Below are 20,364 nucleotides of genomic sequence, written 5' to 3'. Positions count from 1 at the left end.
AACGCCCAGCTCAAGTCATGGCGAATCCTGCGGAAGCTGCGCTGCTGCCCCCACCGCGCCGGCCGCCTCGCCAAAGCCATCCACACCCTGCAACTCCGCGAGACCGCATCACACTGAAAAAGGCTCAATGATGTCGGCCCGGCAGGAAGTGATCGGCAATCGCCCAACCAGGAAGGTCTCGGTAATTGCACATCCCGGCCGTGCGGGCACCTTGCGTCCACTGTCGACTACGATTCGTAGACCGAAAAGCGAACCAAAGGACACCGATCTCTCAGGTTATAGGTGGCGAGAGCCGTCGCGGGGTGCCGTAGAAAGCTGTGCGGTTTCTTTGCTTTCCGACCACGCGGCGATTACCCACTGCAGCTCAGTGACATCTAGGTTTCCGTATATGGAGGAAGAACCTTCACGGGAGCACATCATTAAGGTCGCGACACGGCTGTTCGCCGAACTCGGTTTCGACGGCACATCCGGTGCGATGATCGCTGAGGCCGCCGGCGTGGACACCGCAACGCTGATGGAGCTGACCGGCGGGACGCTGGAGCTGTACCACGAGGTGATGCGCCGGGCTCACCAGGCCGAACAGGCGATGCTCGAGACCGCGGCCACCGCGCTGCCGCAGACCGTGCAGGGGATGTGCGACTTCGCCGACGCCTATCTGGCCTTTCACCTGTCGCACCCCCACGTCGCCCGGTTGTGGCTGCACCGGTGGCTGGGCGACGCCGCCGGGAGCGCCGATCTGGAGACCGAATACGAGCTGCCGCTGACGAATCTGGTCGGCGACACCGTGCGGCCACTGGCGCCTCCAAGCGTTGATGTCGACTACATGTTGTGGACTCTGGTGTGGTCGGTGACCGGATTCATGACCTACGGCGTGCCCGACCGCGATGACCAGCCCACCCCCTGGCGCGGCACCACAGCGCAACCGCACGGCCACCACAGTGGTCTCACCCAGCAGGCCGTCGAGCGCTTCCGCTCCCATCTGCACATGCTGATCGAGCAGGTGCTGCAACCGCCCGGTCCGGGTGCGAAGCACCCCGCGTGATGGCCGATCACTGTCCCTCGCCATGGGGCGACGCCCTCGTCGCCAGGCGCCGGGTACGGGCCCTGATGGATGCGGTGCCGACTGTCAGCCGGAACCTCGACCCGCCGGTGGTGCTGCGGTAGATCGCCGGCACCGCGATGGAGCTGGTCGACGCCCGCTACGGCGCGATGGGGGTGCTCAACGCCGACCACATCGAGTTGGAGGAGCCACCTGGTCCGCCCTGGAGCAGGGTGCTACGGTACGCCCGTGAGTGAGTCAGTGAGTGAGCCACTGAGTGACCGGTCCGTGGCGCGGACGAGCGTCGTGGACGCCGTCGCCGAGAGCGTGCGGGCCGACATCCTGTCGGGCGTCTACCGGCCTGGGCAGTACCTGCCGCCCGCCCGTGATCTGGCGGAGCAGTACGGGGTCACGCGCACGTCGCTGAAGCATGCGATCGTGCGGCTGGCCGAGGCCGGCCTGGTGGAGACCAAGCACGGGGTGGGGACCCGCGTCCGCGACTACGAACGGCACGGCGGCATCGATCTGCTGCCCGTACTGGTCGCGGCGAGCGCGGCAGACTGGGCGCCGGCGATCTTCGAGGTCCGCGCCGAGATCGGTGCGCTGATCGCGGTCAGGGCCGCCGAGCACGCCTCCGCCGAGCAGCGCGACCGGCTTGCCGCCCTGGCCGGGCGGCTCACCGACGCGGAGGACGCCGACGCGGCGCAGCTCGTCGAGTGCGAGTGGCATCGCGTCCTGGCGGGCGCGTCCGGCAACCGCGTGTATCCGCTGCTGATGAACGGCGTCCTGGACACCTACCTGCGGCTCCGGCACGCGCTGCGCGGCGCCTTCGGCGACCCCGCGGCGATCGGCGGGCTCCTGGCTCCGCTGTCGGCGGCGGTCTGCGAGGGAGCGCCGGCACAGGTGGTGCGCGAGCGCGCCACCGAGTACCTCACGCGTACCGGGCAGTTGATGATCGAGAGCATGGCGTCCTACGGAGGAGCCTGATGAGAACGCCCCCCAGCCTTTCCGCCCAACGGTCCACCGATGCGTCCGGCGGGCGGCTGCACACCGCCTTCAGCGAGGTGATGGCCGGCCGGGCGCGCATGACCGGGCGCACGAGCGCGTCGGACGAATCGGTCCCCATGATTCTCGATCTGGACGTCCGGCTGCCCGAACTGCTGCATCCGTTCACCGATGCGCACGCGCGGCTGAGCGGCCGGGTGCGCGTCCAGGGCCTCGCCGACGACCCCGTGGCCGTCGGCGACCTGCACATCGCACCGCTGGCTCGCCGTCGCGTCCGTTACCGGATGGACTTCACCGCCCTGGACGGGCGCCGGCTGCACCTGGACGGGTGGAAGTCGGTCAGCCTTGCGCGGCCGCTGCGGTCGATGACGACGCTCCCGGTCACCATCACGGACCAGGACGGCGCCGTCGTCGCGGAGGCGCTGCTGCGGTTCGACCTGCGCGGGCGGCTGTGGCCGATGCTGCGCAGCCTGCGGGTCCTGCGCGAGACGGCGCCCTCCGACGCCGCCCGGGAACTGCGTCCGCGCTGGTCGGGCGAGCGCGGACGTCTGGAGGTCTGGTACACCACCCTCACCGACCCCCGCACCGGAACCGGCGTGTGGATCCATCACGAGCTGGTCGCGCCGCACGACGGCGCCGCTCCCTACCTGCACGGCTGGGCCGCGGTCTTCCCTCCCGGCGGGCCGCCGCACCTGGCCCGCTTCGGGCCGGAGGAGTGGCGGCCGGGTGCCGGCGAGGACGGCGTCCTGCAAGCGGCGAGCGCCTCACTGACCACGTCCCGCCTCGACGGCCGGGCCGGCGACATCGAATGGGAGTTGGCCGTCACGCCTGGAAGCGGGCCGCTGTTCACCTTCCCGCGCTGGGCCTGGAACAGCGGACTGCTCCCGGCGGCGCAGATCGTCCCGCACTGCGGTGCCGCCTTCACCGGCAGCGTCCGCCACGGCGGCGAACTGCTTCAGCTCAGCGGCGCCCCCGGCGCCACCGCCCACATCTACGGGCACGGCAACGCCCACCGATGGGCGTGGCTGCACGCCGACCTCGGCGGCGGGGACGTCGCCGAGATCGTCACCGCCGTGTCCACCAGGCCGGGACTGCGCCGCCTCCCGCCGCTGCCGTTCGTCCGGCTGCGCATCGACGGCCGGGACTGGCCGCAGGGCGACACTCTGCTGGCCGCGACCCGGCTGCGCAGCCGCATCGGCCTCCCGACCTGGCGTGTCTGGGGCCGCGTCGGTGACCACCGCCTGCGCGTCGAGGTCACCCAGCCCCCGGCGGAGACCGTGGACGTCGGCTACACCGACCCCGACGGCGCGACCGCCGTATGCCACAACACCGAACGCGCCACCGCCGACATCCGCCTGGAACGCCGCCGGAACGGCCGCTGGGAGCCCTACCGGTCCTGGCGGCTCGACGGCACCGCGCATGCCGAGGTGGGCCTGCGTGACTAGGACCCTCGCCACCCCCGGCGCCCCCGCCCGCACGGCCTCGCGCGCCCTCACCTCCACCACGTCCGCGCTGCTGGGCCTCGACGACACCGAACAGGCTCGGCGGGTGGCCGCGCGGGTCGACGGCCTCACCGGCCGGTTCCCCCGCGTCCTCGGCGCGGGCTTCCACACTGGGGCGGCGCTGATCGAGGCCGCCGCCCTGCTGCGCACCGGCCGCCGACTGGACCGCCTCTCCACGGCCGAGCGCGACGCCCTCTGCGCCGCCCTCACCGCCCACCCGATCCCCGCCGCCCTGATCGACGCGCTGAAGATGCCCGCGCTGCTGGCCCTCGCCGACCGCGAGCCCGCCGGCACCGGGCTGGCACGCCCCGACCCCGACCTGGACTGCGTGACCGCGGCCGAGTACCCCGCCTGCACGACCGCGGACGCGGTCGTCGTCGGGTCCGGCGCGGCCGGCGCCATGGCCGCCCGCGAGCTGGCCCGCGCCGGGCTGCGGGTGGTGATCGTCGAGGAGGGACGCCGCTTCGGCGCGGCGGACTTCCGAGAACGGCTTCCGGTCGAGCGGTTCGGCGACCTCTACCGCGACGGCGGAGCCACCGCCGCGCTCGGCCTCCCCCCGGTCCTGCTGCCCGTCGGCAGGGCGGTCGGCGGCAGCACCGTCGTCAATTCCGGGACCTGCTACCGGCCGCCCCGCGAGGTCGTCGATCGGTGGCGCCGCCAGGGCATCGACCTGGTCGACCGCTTCGACGCCCTCCTGCCCGAGGTGGAGAACACCCTTTCGGTGGCCCGCCAGCCCACCGACGTCCTGGGCCGCAACGGCGCCCTCGCCCTGCAGGGGGCCGAACGCCTCGGCTGGCAGGCCGCGCCGCTCCTGCGCAACGCACCCGGCTGCGCCGGATCCTGCCAGTGCGCCGTCGGTTGCCCCCGCAACGCCAAGAACGGCGTCCACCTCAACGCCCTGCCCCAGGCATGCTCGGCCGGCGCGCGGATCGTCTGCGAACTGCGCGTCGACCGTCTGCTCGTCGAACGCGGCCGGGCCGCCGGCATCAGCGGCCACCGCCCCGACGGCTCCACCGTCCAGATCCTCAGCCCGCTGGTGATCGTCGCGGCCGGCGCCACCGAGACGCCGCCGCTGCTGCGCCGGTCCGGCCTCGGCCGCCACCCCCGCCTCGGCCGCGGCCTCACCCTGCACCCGGCCACCAGCCTGGCCGGACGCTTCGACCGGCCCGTCCGCTCATGGGAAGGGGTGCTGCAAAGCGTCGGCATCGAGCAGTGGCACCGGGACGGCATCCTGCTGGAGGCCACCGCCGCGCCTCCGGGCATGGGCACCTTCCTGCTTCCCGGCACCGGAACGCGGCTGCGCGCCGAGATCGAGGGCTCCTCGCATCTGGCCACGCTCGGAGCGATGATCGCCGATGCCCCCTCCGGCCGCGTCCACGGCACCCGCCGCTCCGTCCCCGTCTACCGGCTCGCTCCCGCCGACCACCGCAGGCTCCGCCAGGCGATCCTCGCCATGGGAGAGGTCATGTTCGCCGCCGGGGCCTCCGAAGTCCTCACCGGCCTGACCCGGCACCCCCGCGCCGGCGACCCGGCCGAACTGCGCGACATCATCACCCGCACACCGGCCTCCCAACTCCACCTGGCGGCCTTCCACCCCGCCGGCACGGCCCGCATGGGCACCGACCCCGACACCAGCCCCGTCGACAACGAGGGGAGGCTCCGCGGTGTCGCAGGCGTCCGCGTCGTGGACGCCTCCGTCCTGCCGAGCTGCCCGACCGTGAACCCCCAGATCACCATCATGGCCATGGCACTGGCCATCACGGAACGCATCTTGAACGACGCATCCTGAACGATCCCGACAGCCGGGAAACGTCAACGGATACCCGCTCGGTGGGTTCGGTGTCGGCGTGGTGGCGGGGGAGGGGCTTGCCCCTGACGCGCGGGTCAGGGGTTAGCGTCTCCGCTCCGTGTCCGGCGCCGTGCCGGGCACGGACCGTCCCGTTCCAAGGAGCATCCATGCCGACATCGCCGGAGTCCGTCCGCGAGATCCGCCTCGCCGCCCTGCCCGACGGCCTCCCGAAGCCGGAGCACTTCACGATCGCGAGCACGCCGCCGCCGGTGCCCGGCGACGGCGACGTCCTCGTCCGGAACCGGTTCTTCCACGTCTTCCCCGCGCTGCGCATGCTCCTCGGCGAAGGCGTCCCCGGTGCTCCGTTCCCGCCGCTGCGTCCAGGGGACGTCGTGTTCGGGGCGGCGATCGGCGAGGTCGTCTCGGCGCCGCCGGGCACCGGCCTCCAGCCGGGCGACCTCGTCCGGCACTTCCTCGGATGGCGCGAGTACGCAGCCGTTCCCGCCGGCCAGTGCACGCCGGTGGACGATGTGCTGCCCGACCCCGTCGCGCACCTCGGGTCGGCCGCGATCGCCTACACGGCACTGACCAGGGACGCACCCGTCCGCCGCGGGGACACCGTGTTCGTCACCGGTGGCGCGGGAGGCGTCGGCTCGATGGCGGGCCAGATCGCCCGGCTGCTCGGTGCGGGACGGGTCGTCGGCAGCACCGGCTCGCCGGCCAAGGCCGAGCGCCTCATCGCTGAGCTGGGATACGACGCGGCCGTGATCCGCGGCGCCGGGCCGGACGCGAAACCCATCGCCGAGCAGCTGGCGGAGGCCGCCCCCGACGGCATCGACGTCCTGGTCGACAACGTGGGGGGCGAGCAACTCCAGTCCGCCATCGGGGCCGCGCGCACCGGCGCGCGTTTCGTGATCGTCGGCGCCCTCGCCGGGCAGATGGCGCCCGGCCTCTCCGGCACCACCGCGCCCGTCGAGATCGACACCTTCCAGCTGATCACCAAACGGATCGGCATGCGCGGCTTCGGCGGCCTCGACGGCGGGCAGGAGCGCCCGAGCTGGGCCGAGCGCGTCGGCGGGTGGCTCCGGTCCGGCGAGCTGACGTTCCCGCACGTGCGGGTCGCGGGCATCGAACGCGCGCCGCGGGCGTTGCAGGAGGTGATCGACGGGCGCCACCTCGGCACCGTCGTCGTGGAGCTGTAGCCGGGCGAAGTGGGAGGGCGGATGCGGATCGGTGACGCCGCGGCGGCGGCCGGGACGACCCCGCGGGCACTGAGGTTCTACGAGCAGCGGGGCCTGCTCACCCCGCCGCCGCGCACGGCCGCGGGACAACGCGAGTACGGGCCAGGGGAGGTGAACCGGGTGCGCATCATCCGGGAGCTGCTCGCCCTCGGCCTGACCGTCGAGGACGTGCGGAGATGCGCGGACCGCCTCAATCTCCTGGACGGGGACACCCTCCCCGCCTACGGCGGGGAGGGCTGCCCGCGGACCACCGGGGTGGCCCTGCGCCGCCTGGAGGTCCTGGACGCCGAGATCGAGCGGCTGGTCCGGTTGCGCGATGGCCTCGCCGGGCGGCTGGGCGTCCCATCACGGACGGAGCCCGCCCCGCCCCGCTGAGCGTCGCGCCGGACGCGGCCCGCGATGCGGCGCCGCGGTCGAACGTTGCGGCGGGGAAGACGACCTCGATGTCCGGGCCGCCGTTGACGCCGCCGGCTCACGGTGCTCGCCGCCAGGTCACCGATCTCGGCGCCGAGTGGTGGTGCGGTGGCCGGCCAGGATGCGGGTGAGGTCGGTGACGGGGGAGGAAGCGAGCTTGTGGTTGGTGTCGTCGTAGCCGCGGGTGGTGCGCGGGTCGGCATGCCCGGCCAGGTCCTGCACCTTGGCGAGCGGGACGTCGTGGCCGAGCAGGGTGGTGATGACGGTCCGTCGGCCGCTGTGCGGACTCAGGCGGGACGCGTCGGGCAACCCTGCCAGTTCGGCCTGTCGCCGCAGGATGTTGGTGACGTCGCGCTGCGTGAGCCGCTTGCCGCCGGGTTTGCTCCGGTCGTAGGGGTGCGGGGTGGTCACCAGCAGCGGCCCTGGTGGAGTGACACCGTCCGGGTGGCGGGCGGCGCGGAGGGCGAGATAGGCGTCCAGGACCCGGCAGAGCTCGCCGTCCAATCGCACGTAATCGCGGCCGTCCGGACCCTTGCCCTTGGTGTCGTGCCACAGCACCCGGTATCCGGCCTCGGTGGCCAGGTCCGCCAGCTCGGCACCGGTGAAGGCCGACACGCGCAGCGCGGTGTAGAACAGCAGGGCGATCACGGCCGCGTCACGCCAGGCCGCCTCGGTGTTCAGGTCGACCGCGCGTCCTTCCGCGGTGTCGAGCAGCAGCGCCGTCTCGGCAACGCCGAGGGTGGGCGCCTTGCGCGCCGACGCGGCGATCTGCGCGCTGGTCGGGCGCTTGACCAGCAGCGTCGGATTGCGGTCGGTGACGTCGTTGGACTGCAGGTAGGTGTACCACGACGAGACGGCCGCCAGCCGACGTGCCCGGGTCGCGGCGCTCGGCGGGCGTGACCGGCCACCGACGTTGACGGTCATGGAGGCCGACCAGTCGTCGACGTCGGCGCGGCGCGCCGCCCGCGGGGCCAGTCCGGTGCGTGCGCAGTAGTCCAGCCAGCCGGCCAGGTCGCGATAGTAGGCGCGGCGGGTGGCATCGCTGCTCTGGCTGCGCAGCCATGCGGCGGTCAGCAACCTCAGTCCGTAACGGTCGCCCGGGTCGTCGGGCGGCAGCGCTGGAAGCAGCGCAACGGCCTGCCCGATCGGATCCACCGCAAGCTGCGGGACCGCCGGTGTCATTTCCGGTGTCGGCACTGGAGCCGGTGGCGCCGCTCCCACGGGTCGAAGCGTCGTGCCGTCCAGCGGAGCCTCTGGAGTCGGCTGCGGTGGCACGGTTGCCGCCCCTGCGCTGGGCCCCGCATCGCCACTGGCCCGCAAGGTGTCCCGCGTGAGGCCGATCGTCCGCCGGTCGCCACTGTTGATCACGGTCACCAGGATAACCGTCATTATCCCGGAGCCTCAACGCTCTGCTTATTACGCGTATCGCGTGTCGCGTTAATCATTAAGCGTGAAGCGTAGTGAAAAGATGGCTAGGGTGAGGCGGGTGAGCAGCGAAACGAGCACCGCGCACGATGCGACCGACGGCTCCTCCGCCCTCGGCGGATCAAGCCCGCAGCAAGACGACCCCGCAGACGGCGCGGCCGAGCTGCCGACGGTGGGGGAGTGCGCCCTGGCCGGCTGCTCTGAACCGCTACCGGCGCGCGGCCGGGGCCGTCCCCCCAAGTACTGCAGCAAGGCCCATGCCGACCAGGCCAGCCGGGACCGCCGCGCCGCCGACACCGCCGCGGTCGACGAACCGCTCCACCGGGCCGAGGCTCTCGCCCAGCGGGTACCGGCGGCCATCAGCGCCCTGCAGAACCAGCTGACCGAGGTGAAGGACTTCCTCACCAAGGCCCAAGAGGGAGCTCTGTCCCGGGTGCAGCGGGCCGAGGCCGAGGCGATGGCGGCCGCGCAGGCCGAAGCCGACGCCGAAGCCCGCGCCCTGGCCGCCGACAAGGCGCGCAAGGAGGCGGTCACCGCCGCCGAGGCCGCCCGGGCCGCTCAGCGGGCCGCCGAGCAGGCCGCCGCCCGCGACCGCGCGGACCTGGAGCAGGTGCGCGCCGACACCACCGAGGCCATCGCCGCGCACCAGAGCGCCCGCGACGCCGCTCGGGAGGCTCAGGCCGCCGCCGAGGCCGCCCGCGACGCCAAGGCCGCCGAACTCCGCGACCTCCGCAACGCCCACGAGCAGGAACGCGCCCGGTTCGAGGCGACCGCCCGTGCCCAAACCGACCAGTTGCAGGCCCTCCGGAGCGAGCTGGCCGACAGCACGGCAGCACTGGCGACCGCCCGGGAGGCACTGGCCGCCACCCACGGCGAGGCACGCGCCCAGCAGGCCAGGGCCGAGGCCGCCGAGCAGGCACGTGACGAGGCGATGCGGCACGGACGCGAGGCCGCCGCCCGCGCCGAGGCCCTCGAACGTCGCGAGCAAGCCCTCCAGGCCGCTGCCGAGCATGCCGCTCAGCAGTTGGCCACCGCGCAGAGCGCACTCGCCTCCCGCCAGGCCCTCTGCGACCGGCTTGAAACCGACCTGGCGGCCGCCCGCGCCGAAGCCGCCACGCAACGCGAACGCGCCGTCCGCGCCGAAGCTTCAGCAGTGCCTGACGGCCCGACTGCCGAGGACGGCCCAGAGCAGCCATCACGACCATGAACTGAACGACCCCTGCACGTCTCCTCCCAGCACAAACTGGACGGGACCAGCTTCGGCGTGACCTTCGTGGAGATCGGCGGCCTCACCGCGGTGATCAACATTCCCGAACTGTCGTGGCGACCTATCAACCACCCCTCCGACATCGTCACCGTCGGCAAGGAAGTCACCGCTGAGATCCTGGACGTCGATCCTGAACGCCGGCGCGTCGCCCTCTCCCTGAAAGCGCTCCAGAACGATCCGCTGGTCCAGCTCCAACAGCGCATCGGCAAGACCTTCACCGGACTCGTCCCGTTCGGCGCCTTCGTCCGCGTCGAAGACCGAACCGACAGCTTCGATCAGACGCGAGCAGAGCGAACGCGCGATTCCGCCGTCAGTGCACAGGACTTCGGGAATCAGTGCAGAGGACTCCGGAAAACGACGACCAGGGACGATGCCGTCCAGAAGACTCCGTCCAGAAAGACGGGGCCACTCGGGGGATCAGGTCACGTTCAGGAGCGACCGGGAGTCCGAGGGGCTACCGCTAGTTTCTGCACGCCACCCCTCATCCTGCCCTATCGTCCACGGGGCACGAGTCCGGTCTCGAAGGCGATGATCGCCAGGTGGACGCGGTCCCGGGCCTCGAGCTTGGCGAACAGGCGCGCGACATGGGTCTTCGCCGTCGCCGCGCTGATCACCAGCCGTTCGGCTATTTCCCTGTTCGACAATCCCTGTCCGACCAGTGCCAGCACCTCGCGCTCCCGGTCGGTGATCTCTGCGATGACGCGTGAGTCCTGGGCGGGCTCGGTGTCCGGTGCGGGGGTCGCGGGGGTGGCGGAGGTTCCGGCGAAGTCGGCGATCAGCCGTCGGGTGACGCTCGGCGCGATCAACGCGTCGCCGGCCGCCACCACGCGGATCGCGTCCAGGATCGCGTTCAGGGCCATGCTCTTGAGCAGGAATCCGCTGGCCCCGGCGCGCAGTGCGCCGTAGACGTACTCGTCGTCGTCGAAGGTCGTCAGCACCAGCACCTTGGGCGGGTCCGGCTCGGCGGTCGCCTGCCGGGTCGCCTCGATCCCGTCCATGCCCGGCATCCGGATGTCCATCACCACGACGTCCGGCCGCAGCTCACGCACCAGGCGCACCGCCTCGCGGCCGTCGCCGGCCTCCCCGGCCACCTCCAGGTCATCGGTGTCGCCGATCAGGATCCCGAGCCCGACCAGCATCAGCGGCTGGTCGTCGACCAGCAGCACTCGCACGCTCATGCCGGGAGCCTCGCCGCCACCCGGAAACCGCCCTCCGGACGCCGGCCCGCGCTGAACTGGCCGGACAGCAACGTCACCCGCTCGCGCATGCCGAGCAGGCCGAAGCCGCTCCCGCCGGCCGTCGAGTGCCTGGGACGGCCCGGCCCGCCGAGACCGTCGTCCCCGTCGTCCACCACCTCGATCGTCACTTCTTTTGGCTCGTAACCGACCGCGACCCGGCACGTCCGCGCCCCGGAATGCCGCACCACGTTCGTCACCGACTCCTGGATGATCCGGAACGCCGACAGTTCGATCTCCGGCGGCAGCGGACGCTGCTCGCCCCGCCAGGTCACGTGGACCCGCACCCCGGCGTCGGCCGTGCGTTCGGCGAGCTGCGGGACGTCGGCCAGGCTGCCGGCCGGCGCCAGCGGAGCGGCCTGCGGCATGGCGTCGTCCGGCTCGGCGCGGCGGAGCGCCCCGAGCATGCGCTGCAGCTCGAGCAGCGTCTGGCGGCTGGTGGTCTCGATGCCGGTCAGCGCCTGCCGCGTCTGCTCGGGCTTGGTGTCCACGACCCGCGCCGCCGCTCCCGACAGCACCGTGATGATCCCGATGCTGTGCGCGACGCTGTCGTGCAGTTCGCGGGCGATCCGCAGCCGCTCGGTCACGACGGCGCGGGCCGCCCTCTGCTCGTGCAGGGCTTTGCGGTATTCACGGCGTTTGCGGTTCACCCTTCCGAAGACCCACGCGACCGCGACCCACAACGGGTACTGCCCGGCCCACTGGACCGCGTCGCCGACGGACTGCCCGGGGACGTGCATGTCGTTGACGAACGCGGCCGCGACGGCCGCGACGGAGCCGACGGCGGCGGCCTTCGGGCGCCGGACGGCGAGGTACCCGCCCAGGGCGATGATCATGAAGAACACGATCGAGGGCCGTGCGCCGAGGATGTCACCGAGGACCGATTCGCCCAGGATCGTCGCGAAGACCGCCGTCGGCAGACGGCGCACCAGCAGAACCGGAAGGGCGAGCACGGCGCACAGCCCCATCGTCGGGAAGACCCCGAGGCTGGAGAACTGGTACTGGTCGTCGTAGTGCGCAACCATCGACTTGTAGAGCGCCAGCGCGTAGAGGCAGGTGGTGGCCAGCACCACGGCCTGTGATGACATCAGCCAGATCACGGGTCTCGATGTCGAGAGACGCTGGAGAAGCCCTTCCATACGGGGATCGTATTCAGCGGCGTCGACTCCGCGCGTCGCCCCGGGGATGTACGCGGGTACACCGCCGGGCCGATGGCCTGGGGAACGGTGACATCCCCCGGCCGACGCGACGGACAGCGTTCCGTTCCTAGGTTCAGGGCCGTGACGAATGCACCCTTGATCGATCTTGTCGACACGACGAAGAGATACGACGACGGCCCACCCGCGCTGGCCGGTGTGACCTTGTCCGTGGTGCCCGGTGATTGCGTGGCGATCCTCGGCCATTCCGGCAGCGGCAAGTCCACCCTGCTGAACCTGATCGCCGGTCTGGACAAGCCCTCCAGCGGCACCGTGACGGTCAACGGCACGCGCGTCGACCGGCTCGGTGAGGCCGGCTCGGCGAAGTACCGCCGGGAGTCCATCGGCATGATCTTCCAGTTCTTCAACCTCCTCGACGACCTGACCGTCTTGGACAACGTCATGGTCCCGGCGCAGCTGGCCGGGATGGGCAAGGGCGAAGCGAAGCGCCGGGCCGTCGAGCTGCTCGGCTCGCTGGGCATCGAGCGGCATGCCAAGGCCTACCCGCAGCGGCTGTCGGGCGGTCAGCGGCAGCGGGTGGCGGTGGCCAGGGCCCTGATGAACAAGCCGGCGCTGCTGCTGGCCGACGAACCCACCGGCGCGCTCGACTCGAGCTCGGCCGCCGACGTGCGCCGGCTGCTACTGGACCTGAACAGCGAGGGTCAGACCATCCTGCTGGTGACCCACGACGTGCAGCTGGCCGCGAGAACCGCGCGTCGCACGATCGAGTTGGTGGACGGAGCGGTCGAGCGGGACGTCGTCAACAGCGGCAGGGGTGCCGGCCTGGCCGCCTACTCGTCGCTGACCCGTCCGGCGGGAGCGGCCGAATGACGCTGCGCAAGCCTCCGCTGCCCCGGCGCCTCTTCGAGGTCGGATTCCACGCCATGGCCCGCCTGCTGTCGGCGGTGAGCCGGTGAGCGCCCTTGGCAAGGTCGTACGCTCCGGCGTGGGCCGGCGTCGGGTCCAGTCCCTCGTCATGGCCCTGACGACGTTCGCCGCGGTGACGTCGTCAGTACTCTCACTCGGTCTGCTGACCGTCGTGCAGGCCCCGTTCGAGCACGCTTTCAGTGCTCGGAACGGGGCGCACCTGGCGGTCCAGTTCGACGGCTCGAAGGTCACGGCCGCGCGCGCCGCCGCCACCGCGCACGCCTCCGGCGTCACCGAGGCGAGCGGTCCGTACCCGATCGCCGCCGCCCTGGACACGACCATCGGAACCGACTGCCCCAAGAAGGCCTGGGCCGGTCACGACAACGGTCCGATCACCGTCACCGCCCGGCCCGACCTGGGGAGCACCTCCGGGATGGACCAGTTGGCGCTGACCCGGGGGCGCTGGCCGACCGGCCCAGGCGAGATCGCCCTGCCGTGGCAGCACTATGCCGTCGACTGCTTCGGCGCTTCGGTGGTGTTCTCCTCCCTGCCGGGCAGGCCGTCGTTCAAGGTCGTCGGCTTCGCCGACTCGGTGACCAGCAGCGCGACCGCCTTCGCCACCGCCGACGGCTTCGCGCGGCTCACCGCCGCAGGGGCCAGATCCGACAAGCAGATGCTCTACCGGTTCGCCAAGGCCGGGACCGACGCCGACATCGCCACCGACAAGCGGGCGGTGGCCGCCGCCGCGCCACCCGGCACGGTCGAGGCCGGACAGTCGTACCTGACCGCGGAATGGCAGGTGACCGGCGACGCCAAGGCCTACGTGCCGTTCCTGGTCGCCTTCGGGATCTTCGGGCTGATCCTGTCGGTACTGATCATCTCGATCGTGGTCAGCGGGGCCGTCGCCGCGGGAATCCGGCGCATCGGGATTCTGAAGTCGTTGGGCTTCACCCCCTCGCAGGTGGTCCGCGCCTACACCGCGCAGGCCATGATCCCGGCGACACTCGGCGTGGTGCTCGGCACGGTCTTCGGCAACCTCCTGGCCGTGCCGATCCTGGACGAGGCCACCAAGCAGTTCGGCGCGCCCAGTGCCACGATTCCGTTGTGGGTCAGCGCCGTGGTGGCGCTGGGCACCCTGCTGGTCGTCGGCGTCACGGCTTCGATCCCGGCACTGCGGGCCGGCCGCATGCCGGCGGTCCAGGCCCTGCTGGCCGGCCGCGCCCCCAAGGCCGGGCGCGGTCGGACGGCGCAACGTCTGGCCTCGCGGCTGCCGCTGCCCCGGGCCATGTCGCTGGGACTGGCACAGCCCTTCGCCAAGCCGGCCCGGGCCGTACTGGTCGGTGCGGCGGTGCTGCTCGGCGCGGTGAGCCTCACCTTCGCGGTGGGGCTGGAGGCCGGGTTCAGCAAGTACCTGCAAGCCACCACCTCAGGCTTCAACCACGCGTCGGCGTACGTGATCCCCACAGCCGACGTAGGCAAGCCCTGGGGTCTCTACGGCCCCAACGACCCGCGCCACCAGTACCTGGACGCCCCCAAGGTGGCCGCCGCGCTCGCCAAGACCCCGGGCACGAAGGCCGCGTTCGGCTGGGGCGACAGCGGCGCGACCATGGTCGGCGCGCCGACCGGCGGCGAAACGCCGAAGGTGTTCACGGTCAGCGGCGACTTCTCCTGGACGAACCTGGAGCTGCTATCGGGCCGCTGGTACTCGGCGCCCGGCGAGGCCGTCGTCGGCGACAAGCTGGCCACGACGGTGGGGATCCACGTCGGTGACGACGTCACCGTGATGCAGCGGAACAAGCGAACGTCACTGAAGGTCGTCGGCATCGAGTTCGACACCAATTTGGGCGACTACACGGTCATGACGGACGCGGATACTTTCAGCGCCGCCGGTCTGACTCCGCGCATCGACCAGTTCAACGTCGAGCTGGCCTCGAACGTCAAGGGATCGGACTGGTCCACCTCGGCCGCCGCCGCGCTGACCCCGCTGAACGCCTCGGTCCAGCCGAGCTCGGGCGGGAACAACCTCGTGGTGGTCACCATGGGCGCCCTGGTGGCCACGCTCACGCTGATGCTGATCGCGGTCGCCGCGCTCGGAGTGCTGAACACCGTGGTGCAGGACACCCGGGAGCGGGTCCACGACCTGGGGATCTTCAAGGCCCTCGGGATGACACCCAAGCAGACCATCGCGATGGTTCTGACCTCGGTGACATTCACCGGCCTGATCGCCGGGCTGATCGGGGTACCGATCGGGGTCGCGGTGGAGAAGGCGACACTGACCCCGATGGGGAAGGCGATCGGCCGCCACCTGCCGCCGAGCGTGACCCACAGCTACACGGCCGGCCTGCTCCTCCCCCTGCTGGCCGGCGGGATCGTGATCGCCCTGCTAGGGGCGCTGCTGCCGGCCAGCTGGGCGGCACGCTCCCGGACCGCCACCGCGCTGCGGACCGAGTAGGAGCCGCCGGTCGCCGCAGCAACAGCGGTGCCGGGCACTGCACGGCGGCAAGAACAGAATGCCGACCTCCCCCGGTTGATCCCTCGGGAGGTCGGCATTCCGGCGTTTTTCCCTCAACACAAAGGCGTGAGAGGCACCCAGCACGGCGGTCAGCGCTTTCGACCTGTTCTCGATCGGCATCGGCCCGGGGAGTTCACACACAGTCGGCCCGATGCGTGCGGCCCGGATGTTCGTCAAGCGCCTGGACAACGAGGCCCGCTACCCCGGCTGACCAGGGACCGCGCAGAACTGTCGGTGGGCGGTGGTCCGCGGGGTTGATCGTCTGTCTTCAGCGTACGACTTCGAGAGCGGTCAGGACGAGCAGGGCGCGCAGCGGCGCCGTGGCCCGTGCCGAGTTCAGTCGCAGCCGGGTAAGGACGCCCCAGTTTCTCAAGGCGGCGAAGCCGTACTCGACAGGGGCGCGGGTGGCGGCGATGAGCTGCTTGGCCTACTTCTGCCCGGCGGTGAGCTTCTCTTTCCGGGTCCGCTTGACCCCGGTGATGACCACCGGGTCGTCGTCCAGGCCAACGAAGCCGAGGTCCGCCAGGGCGCCCAGGCCGGCGGCGCGCAGAGCTTGTCATGGCGGGCGATCTTCTTCAGGGCGCGGTCCAGGCACGGAGCTTTCGCCGCCAGCAGGGCGATCACCTCATCGTTCCAGCGGCGGATGGTCGTGGGCGAGACCTGGTTGCCGCCGTCCAGGTCGGCGGCGTGCTGGTCGTGGCGCAGCACCGCGAGCACCAGCACCGTGATCTGGCCCGCGGACCGGGACCGCCAGCGCGACCGAATGCAGATCACTGGATCAACGACTCCTGCCGGCATCGCGGGCCTACGCGTTCGGGATTCGCCCGTTTGGGGCTCATGACGCGTTTCTTACCGGCACCCCCTACACAGGGGGATGGGCGGTCACCCCGCGGGCGCCCGGATCTGCCGAACAGAGTGCGGGGACCGATTCCGCGGGGATGTGGCGAACACGGCTCACCACGGATACGGCGGTGCCTCAGGGCCAGGCTCAGATGGTGCCGTTCTGCACCGGGTAGTCGATGACGACCGCACCACCGGTGGCGTAGTTGGCGACATCGGCAGCCGCCTGCCGGCCCTGCGGAGACTCCCTCGCCGCGGTCATCGCCGCAGCGTCAGCGAACTCGGCCTCGAAGACCGCGAAGTACGGCGCCGGTCCCTGCGTCGCTGCCACCTCGAAGCTGTAGCGCCACGCGAGCAGGCCGGGCATGCGCGTGACCAGCGGGAGGTGGTTGCTCACGTAGTAGTCGCGGAAGTGGTCGGGGTCGGCGGGCTCGGGATACAGGACCATCAGCTTGTGCATGACAACCTCCGTTCAGCGGCGAGCGACCACAACACCCGGGAGATCTCGGGCGGCGCCATACCGGCACCATCACCTCGACATCCGGTCGGTCGCACGATCCGGTAGTGATCGCCTGACGAAGCCCCTCCCAAGGCGCTTCGGAAAGCGAATCGATAGACACACGATAGTGTGTCGGATATCGAAGCAGCAAGAGGGGACGGTACGACGGATGACGGCACCCAGGCCGGGACGGGCGGTCCGAGGGTCGAGCACCGGCCGGCCGCTGATGGCCGCCCTCGACCTGTTCGGCCGTAGGTGGAACCTGCGGATCGTCTGGGAACTGCAACACGGGCCGGTCGGGTTCCGTGCGTTGCAGGAGCGCTGCGACAACATGTCCTCCAGCGTGCTGCGGCAACGGCTGACCGAGTTGCTCGACGCTGCCCTCGTCGAGCAGCACCCGGACTCCACCTACGCCCTCACCGAGCTGGGCCACGGCGCCCAAAGCGCGCTGCGCCCGCTCGTCCGGTGGTCCGCAGAGTGGGCCGCGACCCTCTCCGCCGCCGGTTCCGAAGACGCCCAATAACGCTTCTGATATCGAAGCGCTAGCGTCATTCGGCCCATGATGAGGCTGAGTGTAGGAATCAGCGGTAGGCGCCAGCGGTTGGCTGCGAGTTGGTCGCGGCTGTTTCAGGGTCCGTTGCCGAGGTCGTGGTCTTGGGTCAGGGTGTGGTGGCCGGGAGGCCGTTGACGCGGTTGGCGTACTCGCGGCGGGCTTTACGCTGGGCAGCTGCGGACTGTCGGCGGCCTGACCCGCAGTCAGGACCAGCGCCGCGAGCGTCCCACCTTCAGTCGAAGTTTGTGCCGGCGGCGTTCCCTCTGGGGATCCTCGCCGGTCTCCTGCCCGTCGCGGCGCTCACAGCCGCCCCCTTTGACCTGGCCTCCTGGGGCCGTCGAGGCGCGTTCACCGAGTGCGAGCAGACGCTGTTCTCTCGCAGCACCGTGAAGGCCGCCCACGCCGCCTGCCTGCACGAGTTCATGTTCGACGACGGCGTACGCGCAGCTTGATCGACATGCGCGGCGGAACGTCGCGTGCGCCGGAAGGGCGCCGACCTGTTACGTGGGCGGTGTCCGTGAGGGGGACGGCTCCGACGAGCACGGTCGCCGGGGCCGTCCCCCTGCGGTCAGGCGGCGGCCGCGGCGGTTTCGGCGGTGGCGGTCAGGACCGCGCGGCCGAGGATGTGGCCGGCCATGGTGAAGCCGAGGAGCGCCGGAGTCGCGTCCGCCGGGACGCCGATGGAGGCGACGTCGAGGGCGTGCACCACGATGAAGTAGCGGTGAGGGCCGTGACCGGCCGGCGGGGCCGCGCCGATATAGCGCGCGACGCGGGCGTCATTGGGCAGTTGGAACGCGCCCTCGGGCAGGCCCGAGCCGGTGTCGTCGCCGGCGCCTTCGGGCAGTTCGGTGACGGTGGCGGGGATGTCGGCGACCGCCCAGTGCCAGAACCCGGACCCGGTGGGGGCGTCAGGGTCGTAGATGGTGACGGCGTAGCTCCTGGTGCCTTCCGGTGCACCGCTCCATGACAACTGCGGGGAGACGTCCCGGCCGCCGGGGACGCCGGAGGCGAGCTGCTCGGCCGGCCAGGCATCGCCATCGCCGACGGTGGTGCTGGTCACGGAGAAGGACGCCGCCTCGGGGAGGCGGGCGAAGGGGTTGTTCTCGCTCATCGCGACTTCCTTTCGGGGTTGTGGCGTGGTGTGGCGTGGCCGGAGCCGATGAGGGCCCGCGGCGCCGTGCAGGGGAGCGGACTGTCGGCTCCCGCCTCACCATGAATCGACCATAACATCGAAAATCGATTATTTGCATCTTCGTCTATCCTGGTGGCATGCCCCAGACAGCGCACCCCCCGTCCCCGGCGGCCGGGCCGGGGAAGCCGATGCTCTCCGAGCAGGTCCACGCACGCCTCCGGGACGCGATCATGCGGGGAGAGCACGTCCCCGGCGACGCCCTCAAGCCGCACGACCTCGCCAAGCAGCAGGGGGTGAGCCTGGCCGTGGTGCGCGAGGCGCTCGTGCGGTTGGTCGGCGAGGGCCTCGCCGACCGGTTGCCGAACCGCGGCTTCGCCGTCCCGGCCTTCTCCGACCGCCGCTGGCAGGAGATCGCCGAGGCCCGCCGGGCCGTCGAGCCGGTCATGCTGCGCATGTCCATCGAGCGCGGCGACATCGACTGGGAGGCCCGGGTGCGCGCCGCCTTCCACCGCCTGGCCCGCACTCCGCCGTACGCGCCGGAAGAGGGCGAGTACTACACCACCGCGTGGGCCGAGGCCCATCGGGTGTTCCATCGCACTCTGCTGGAGGGGTGCGGCAACCCCGTCCTGCTGGACACCTTCGATCGGCTGTGGACGGCCAGCGAGCTGGCCCGCCGCTGGTCCGCGCACCGCGGCCCCGAGCGGGACGCCGTCGGCGAGCATCGCCGGCTGGAGGAGACGGCACTGGCCCGCGACGCCGACGCCGCGGCCGAGGCCCTCACCCTCCACCTGTCCATGACCGCGGCCGTCCTCGCGGGCGACGAGCCCGCGACCCGGGCCTGACGCGGCCTCACCGACCGGGGACCACGGCGTTCCGGCATAGGGTTGGGCGGCATGGCGCTGCGACTCGTTCAGGTGAACTTCAAGGCCGGTGACGACTCGGCGCTCGGCCGGTTCTGGGCGGAGGCGCTCGGCTGGAGCACGTCCAGCGAGGGCCCCGGCGTGACCAACCTCCAGCCCGAGGGCTTCGACTGGCCGGACCCCGCCGCCGTCTGCGTCGACCTCGTCGCCGTCCCGGACCCCGAGACGGTGGAGGACCGCGTTCACCTCGACCTCGCCACCACCTCCCCGGCCCACCAGGCGGAACTGGTCGGGCGCCTGAGGGATCTCGGTGCGACGCCCGCCGACATCGGCCAGGGCGACGTCCCGTGGACGGTCATGGCCGACCCGGAGGGCAATGTCTTCTGCGTGCTGGAGCCCCGGGAGGCGTACCGGGACACCGGGCCGATCGCCGCTGTGGTGGTCGACTGCGCGGACGTGCGGGCCATGGCCCGGTTCTGGGACGAGGCGTTGGACTGGACTTTGCACGAGGTCACCGACGATCACGCGACGCTGCGCTCCGCCAACGGCGTCGGGCCGTATCTGGAGCTCCGCCGCGCACCCGATGTGAGGACGTGGTGGAACCGCGTGCACCCCGACCTCCTGCCGGACCCCGTGGACGACAAGGAGCCGGAGGTGGCCCGGCTGCGGGCCCTCGGCGCCACCGACCTCGACCTTGGCCAGGGCGACGTCCCGTGGACGGTCCTGGCCGACCCGGAGGGCAACGAGTTCTGCGTCCTCGGCCGAGGTTGACGCGCAACCTCGTGCCCGTAAAACCGATTGAACGGCTCGCCCGCCGTCCCGTAGGTTGCCTGCGGCCCATCGCCGTGAGGACAGAGGACGGAACCCGCGTGACCCCGCCTGCTCTTTAGACCTGACACCTTCTTCCGCTCACCTGTAGCCGACGGTCCCGTCGGCTCTGCCGGGCTGCCCTCGCGCGCCCGGCCGTACAGCGTTCGAGACCGCGCGC

18 protein-coding genes and 3 pseudogenes are annotated in these 20,364 nt (G+C 71.7%); 16 read left to right on the top strand and 5 right to left on the bottom strand.

Going from position 1 to position 20,364, the window contains the following annotated elements:
- The 7 genes and pseudogenes from J4557_RS25890 to J4557_RS25860 all read left to right on the top strand — a co-directional run.
- Window positions 1–117, top strand: a pseudogene (locus J4557_RS25890) (IS5/IS1182 family transposase); the annotation flags it as partial.
- A gap of 271 nt (window positions 118–388) precedes the next feature.
- Window positions 389–1,042: a TetR/AcrR family transcriptional regulator gene (locus J4557_RS25885; RefSeq protein WP_208269314.1), complete on the top strand. Its 654-nt coding sequence runs from the start codon at window positions 389–391 to the stop codon at window positions 1,040–1,042.
- Window positions 1,043–1,300: 258 nt separating this feature from the next.
- Window positions 1,301–2,026 carry a FadR/GntR family transcriptional regulator gene (locus tag J4557_RS25880; RefSeq protein ID WP_208269313.1) on the top strand — a complete coding sequence of 242 codons (726 nt, stop codon included), beginning with the start codon at window positions 1,301–1,303 and terminating at the stop codon, window positions 2,024–2,026.
- A complete protein-coding gene (locus J4557_RS25875; protein ID WP_208269312.1) occupies window positions 2,026–3,489 on the top strand; it encodes a tocopherol cyclase family protein in 1,464 nt (487 codons plus the stop codon). The genes J4557_RS25880 and J4557_RS25875 overlap by 1 nt, the downstream gene beginning before the upstream one ends.
- Window positions 3,482–5,335, top strand: a complete 1,854-nt coding sequence (locus J4557_RS25870; RefSeq protein ID WP_208269311.1) for a GMC family oxidoreductase — start codon at window positions 3,482–3,484, stop codon at window positions 5,333–5,335. Before J4557_RS25875 ends, J4557_RS25870 begins: the two co-directional genes overlap by 8 nt.
- Window positions 5,336–5,502: 167 nt before the next feature.
- Window positions 5,503–6,537: an MDR family NADP-dependent oxidoreductase gene (locus J4557_RS25865; RefSeq protein ID WP_208269310.1), complete on the top strand. Its 1,035-nt coding sequence runs from the start codon at window positions 5,503–5,505 to the stop codon at window positions 6,535–6,537.
- A 21-nt stretch (window positions 6,538–6,558) separates the two neighbouring features.
- Window positions 6,559–6,951, top strand: a complete 393-nt coding sequence (locus J4557_RS25860; protein ID WP_208269309.1) for a MerR family transcriptional regulator — start codon at window positions 6,559–6,561, stop codon at window positions 6,949–6,951.
- 117 nt (window positions 6,952–7,068) lie between these two features.
- Here J4557_RS25860 and J4557_RS25855 read toward each other — a convergent pair whose 3' ends face one another.
- A complete protein-coding gene (locus tag J4557_RS25855) occupies window positions 7,069–8,364 on the bottom strand; it encodes a tyrosine-type recombinase/integrase (protein WP_208269308.1) in 1,296 nt (431 codons plus the stop codon).
- Between the two features lie 112 nt (window positions 8,365–8,476).
- On the opposite strand from J4557_RS25855, the gene J4557_RS25850 reads away from it, so the two are divergent.
- Both J4557_RS25850 and J4557_RS52225 read left to right on the top strand, forming a co-directional pair.
- On the top strand, window positions 8,477–9,622 hold the full coding sequence (locus J4557_RS25850; protein ID WP_208269307.1) for a hypothetical protein: 1,146 nt from the start codon (window positions 8,477–8,479) through the stop codon (window positions 9,620–9,622).
- Window positions 9,623–9,679: 57 nt separating this feature from the next.
- A pseudogene (locus tag J4557_RS52225) lies at window positions 9,680–9,784 on the top strand (S1 RNA-binding domain-containing protein); the annotation flags it as partial.
- A 389-nt stretch (window positions 9,785–10,173) separates the two neighbouring features.
- On the opposite strand, the gene J4557_RS25840 reads toward J4557_RS52225, so the two are convergent.
- A complete protein-coding gene (locus J4557_RS25840) occupies window positions 10,174–10,860 on the bottom strand; it encodes a response regulator (RefSeq protein WP_208269306.1) in 687 nt (228 codons plus the stop codon).
- A complete protein-coding gene (locus tag J4557_RS25835; protein WP_208269305.1) occupies window positions 10,857–12,005 on the bottom strand; it encodes a sensor histidine kinase in 1,149 nt (382 codons plus the stop codon). The genes J4557_RS25840 and J4557_RS25835 overlap by 4 nt, the downstream gene beginning before the upstream one ends.
- Before the next feature lie 192 nt (window positions 12,006–12,197).
- Here J4557_RS25835 and J4557_RS25830 point away from each other — a divergent pair, with 192 nt between their 5' ends.
- The 3 genes and pseudogenes from J4557_RS25830 to J4557_RS52525 form a co-directional block, all read left to right on the top strand.
- Entirely contained in the window at window positions 12,198–12,944 is a 747-nt protein-coding gene (locus J4557_RS25830) for an ABC transporter ATP-binding protein (protein ID WP_208269304.1), read from the top strand.
- 145 nt (window positions 12,945–13,089) lie between these two features.
- A complete protein-coding gene (locus tag J4557_RS25825; protein WP_208269303.1) occupies window positions 13,090–15,432 on the top strand; it encodes an ABC transporter permease in 2,343 nt (780 codons plus the stop codon).
- 163 nt (window positions 15,433–15,595) lie between these two features.
- Window positions 15,596–15,685 (top strand): annotated as a pseudogene (locus J4557_RS52525) (serine dehydratase beta chain); the annotation flags it as partial.
- Between the two features lie 795 nt (window positions 15,686–16,480).
- Here the strand turns inward: J4557_RS52525 and J4557_RS25815 are convergent.
- The gene (locus J4557_RS25815) at window positions 16,481–16,792 is read right to left on the bottom strand and encodes an EthD family reductase (protein ID WP_208269302.1); all 312 of its coding nucleotides are present in this window, start codon (window positions 16,790–16,792) and stop codon (window positions 16,481–16,483) included.
- Window positions 16,793–17,000: 208 nt separating this feature from the next.
- On the opposite strand from J4557_RS25815, the gene J4557_RS25810 reads away from it, so the two are divergent.
- On the top strand, window positions 17,001–17,354 hold the full coding sequence (locus J4557_RS25810; protein WP_208269301.1) for a winged helix-turn-helix transcriptional regulator: 354 nt from the start codon (window positions 17,001–17,003) through the stop codon (window positions 17,352–17,354).
- 275 nt (window positions 17,355–17,629) lie between these two features.
- Window positions 17,630–17,836, top strand: a complete 207-nt coding sequence (locus tag J4557_RS25805; protein ID WP_208269300.1) for a hypothetical protein — start codon at window positions 17,630–17,632, stop codon at window positions 17,834–17,836.
- Between the two features lie 116 nt (window positions 17,837–17,952).
- Here J4557_RS25805 and J4557_RS25800 read toward each other — a convergent pair whose 3' ends face one another.
- Complete coding sequence (locus tag J4557_RS25800) at window positions 17,953–18,495, bottom strand: YbhB/YbcL family Raf kinase inhibitor-like protein (RefSeq protein WP_208269299.1); 543 nt, start codon at window positions 18,493–18,495, stop codon at window positions 17,953–17,955.
- 158 nt (window positions 18,496–18,653) lie between these two features.
- Between J4557_RS25800 and J4557_RS25795 the strand changes: the two genes are divergently transcribed.
- Window positions 18,654–19,358, top strand: a complete 705-nt coding sequence (locus J4557_RS25795) for a GntR family transcriptional regulator (protein ID WP_208269298.1) — start codon at window positions 18,654–18,656, stop codon at window positions 19,356–19,358.
- Between the two features lie 51 nt (window positions 19,359–19,409).
- Window positions 19,410–20,147 carry a VOC family protein gene (locus J4557_RS25790; RefSeq protein WP_208269297.1) on the top strand — a complete coding sequence of 246 codons (738 nt, stop codon included), beginning with the start codon at window positions 19,410–19,412 and terminating at the stop codon, window positions 20,145–20,147.
- Window positions 20,148–20,364 lie beyond the last annotated feature (217 nt).

Source organism: Actinomadura nitritigenes (assembly GCF_017573545.1).
In the GTDB taxonomy this organism is placed as follows: Bacteria; Actinomycetota; Actinomycetes; order Streptosporangiales; family Streptosporangiaceae; genus Spirillospora; species Spirillospora nitritigenes.
Note: the sequence above shows the minus strand (reverse complement) of the source record. Positions and strands in the feature narration are given on the sequence as shown.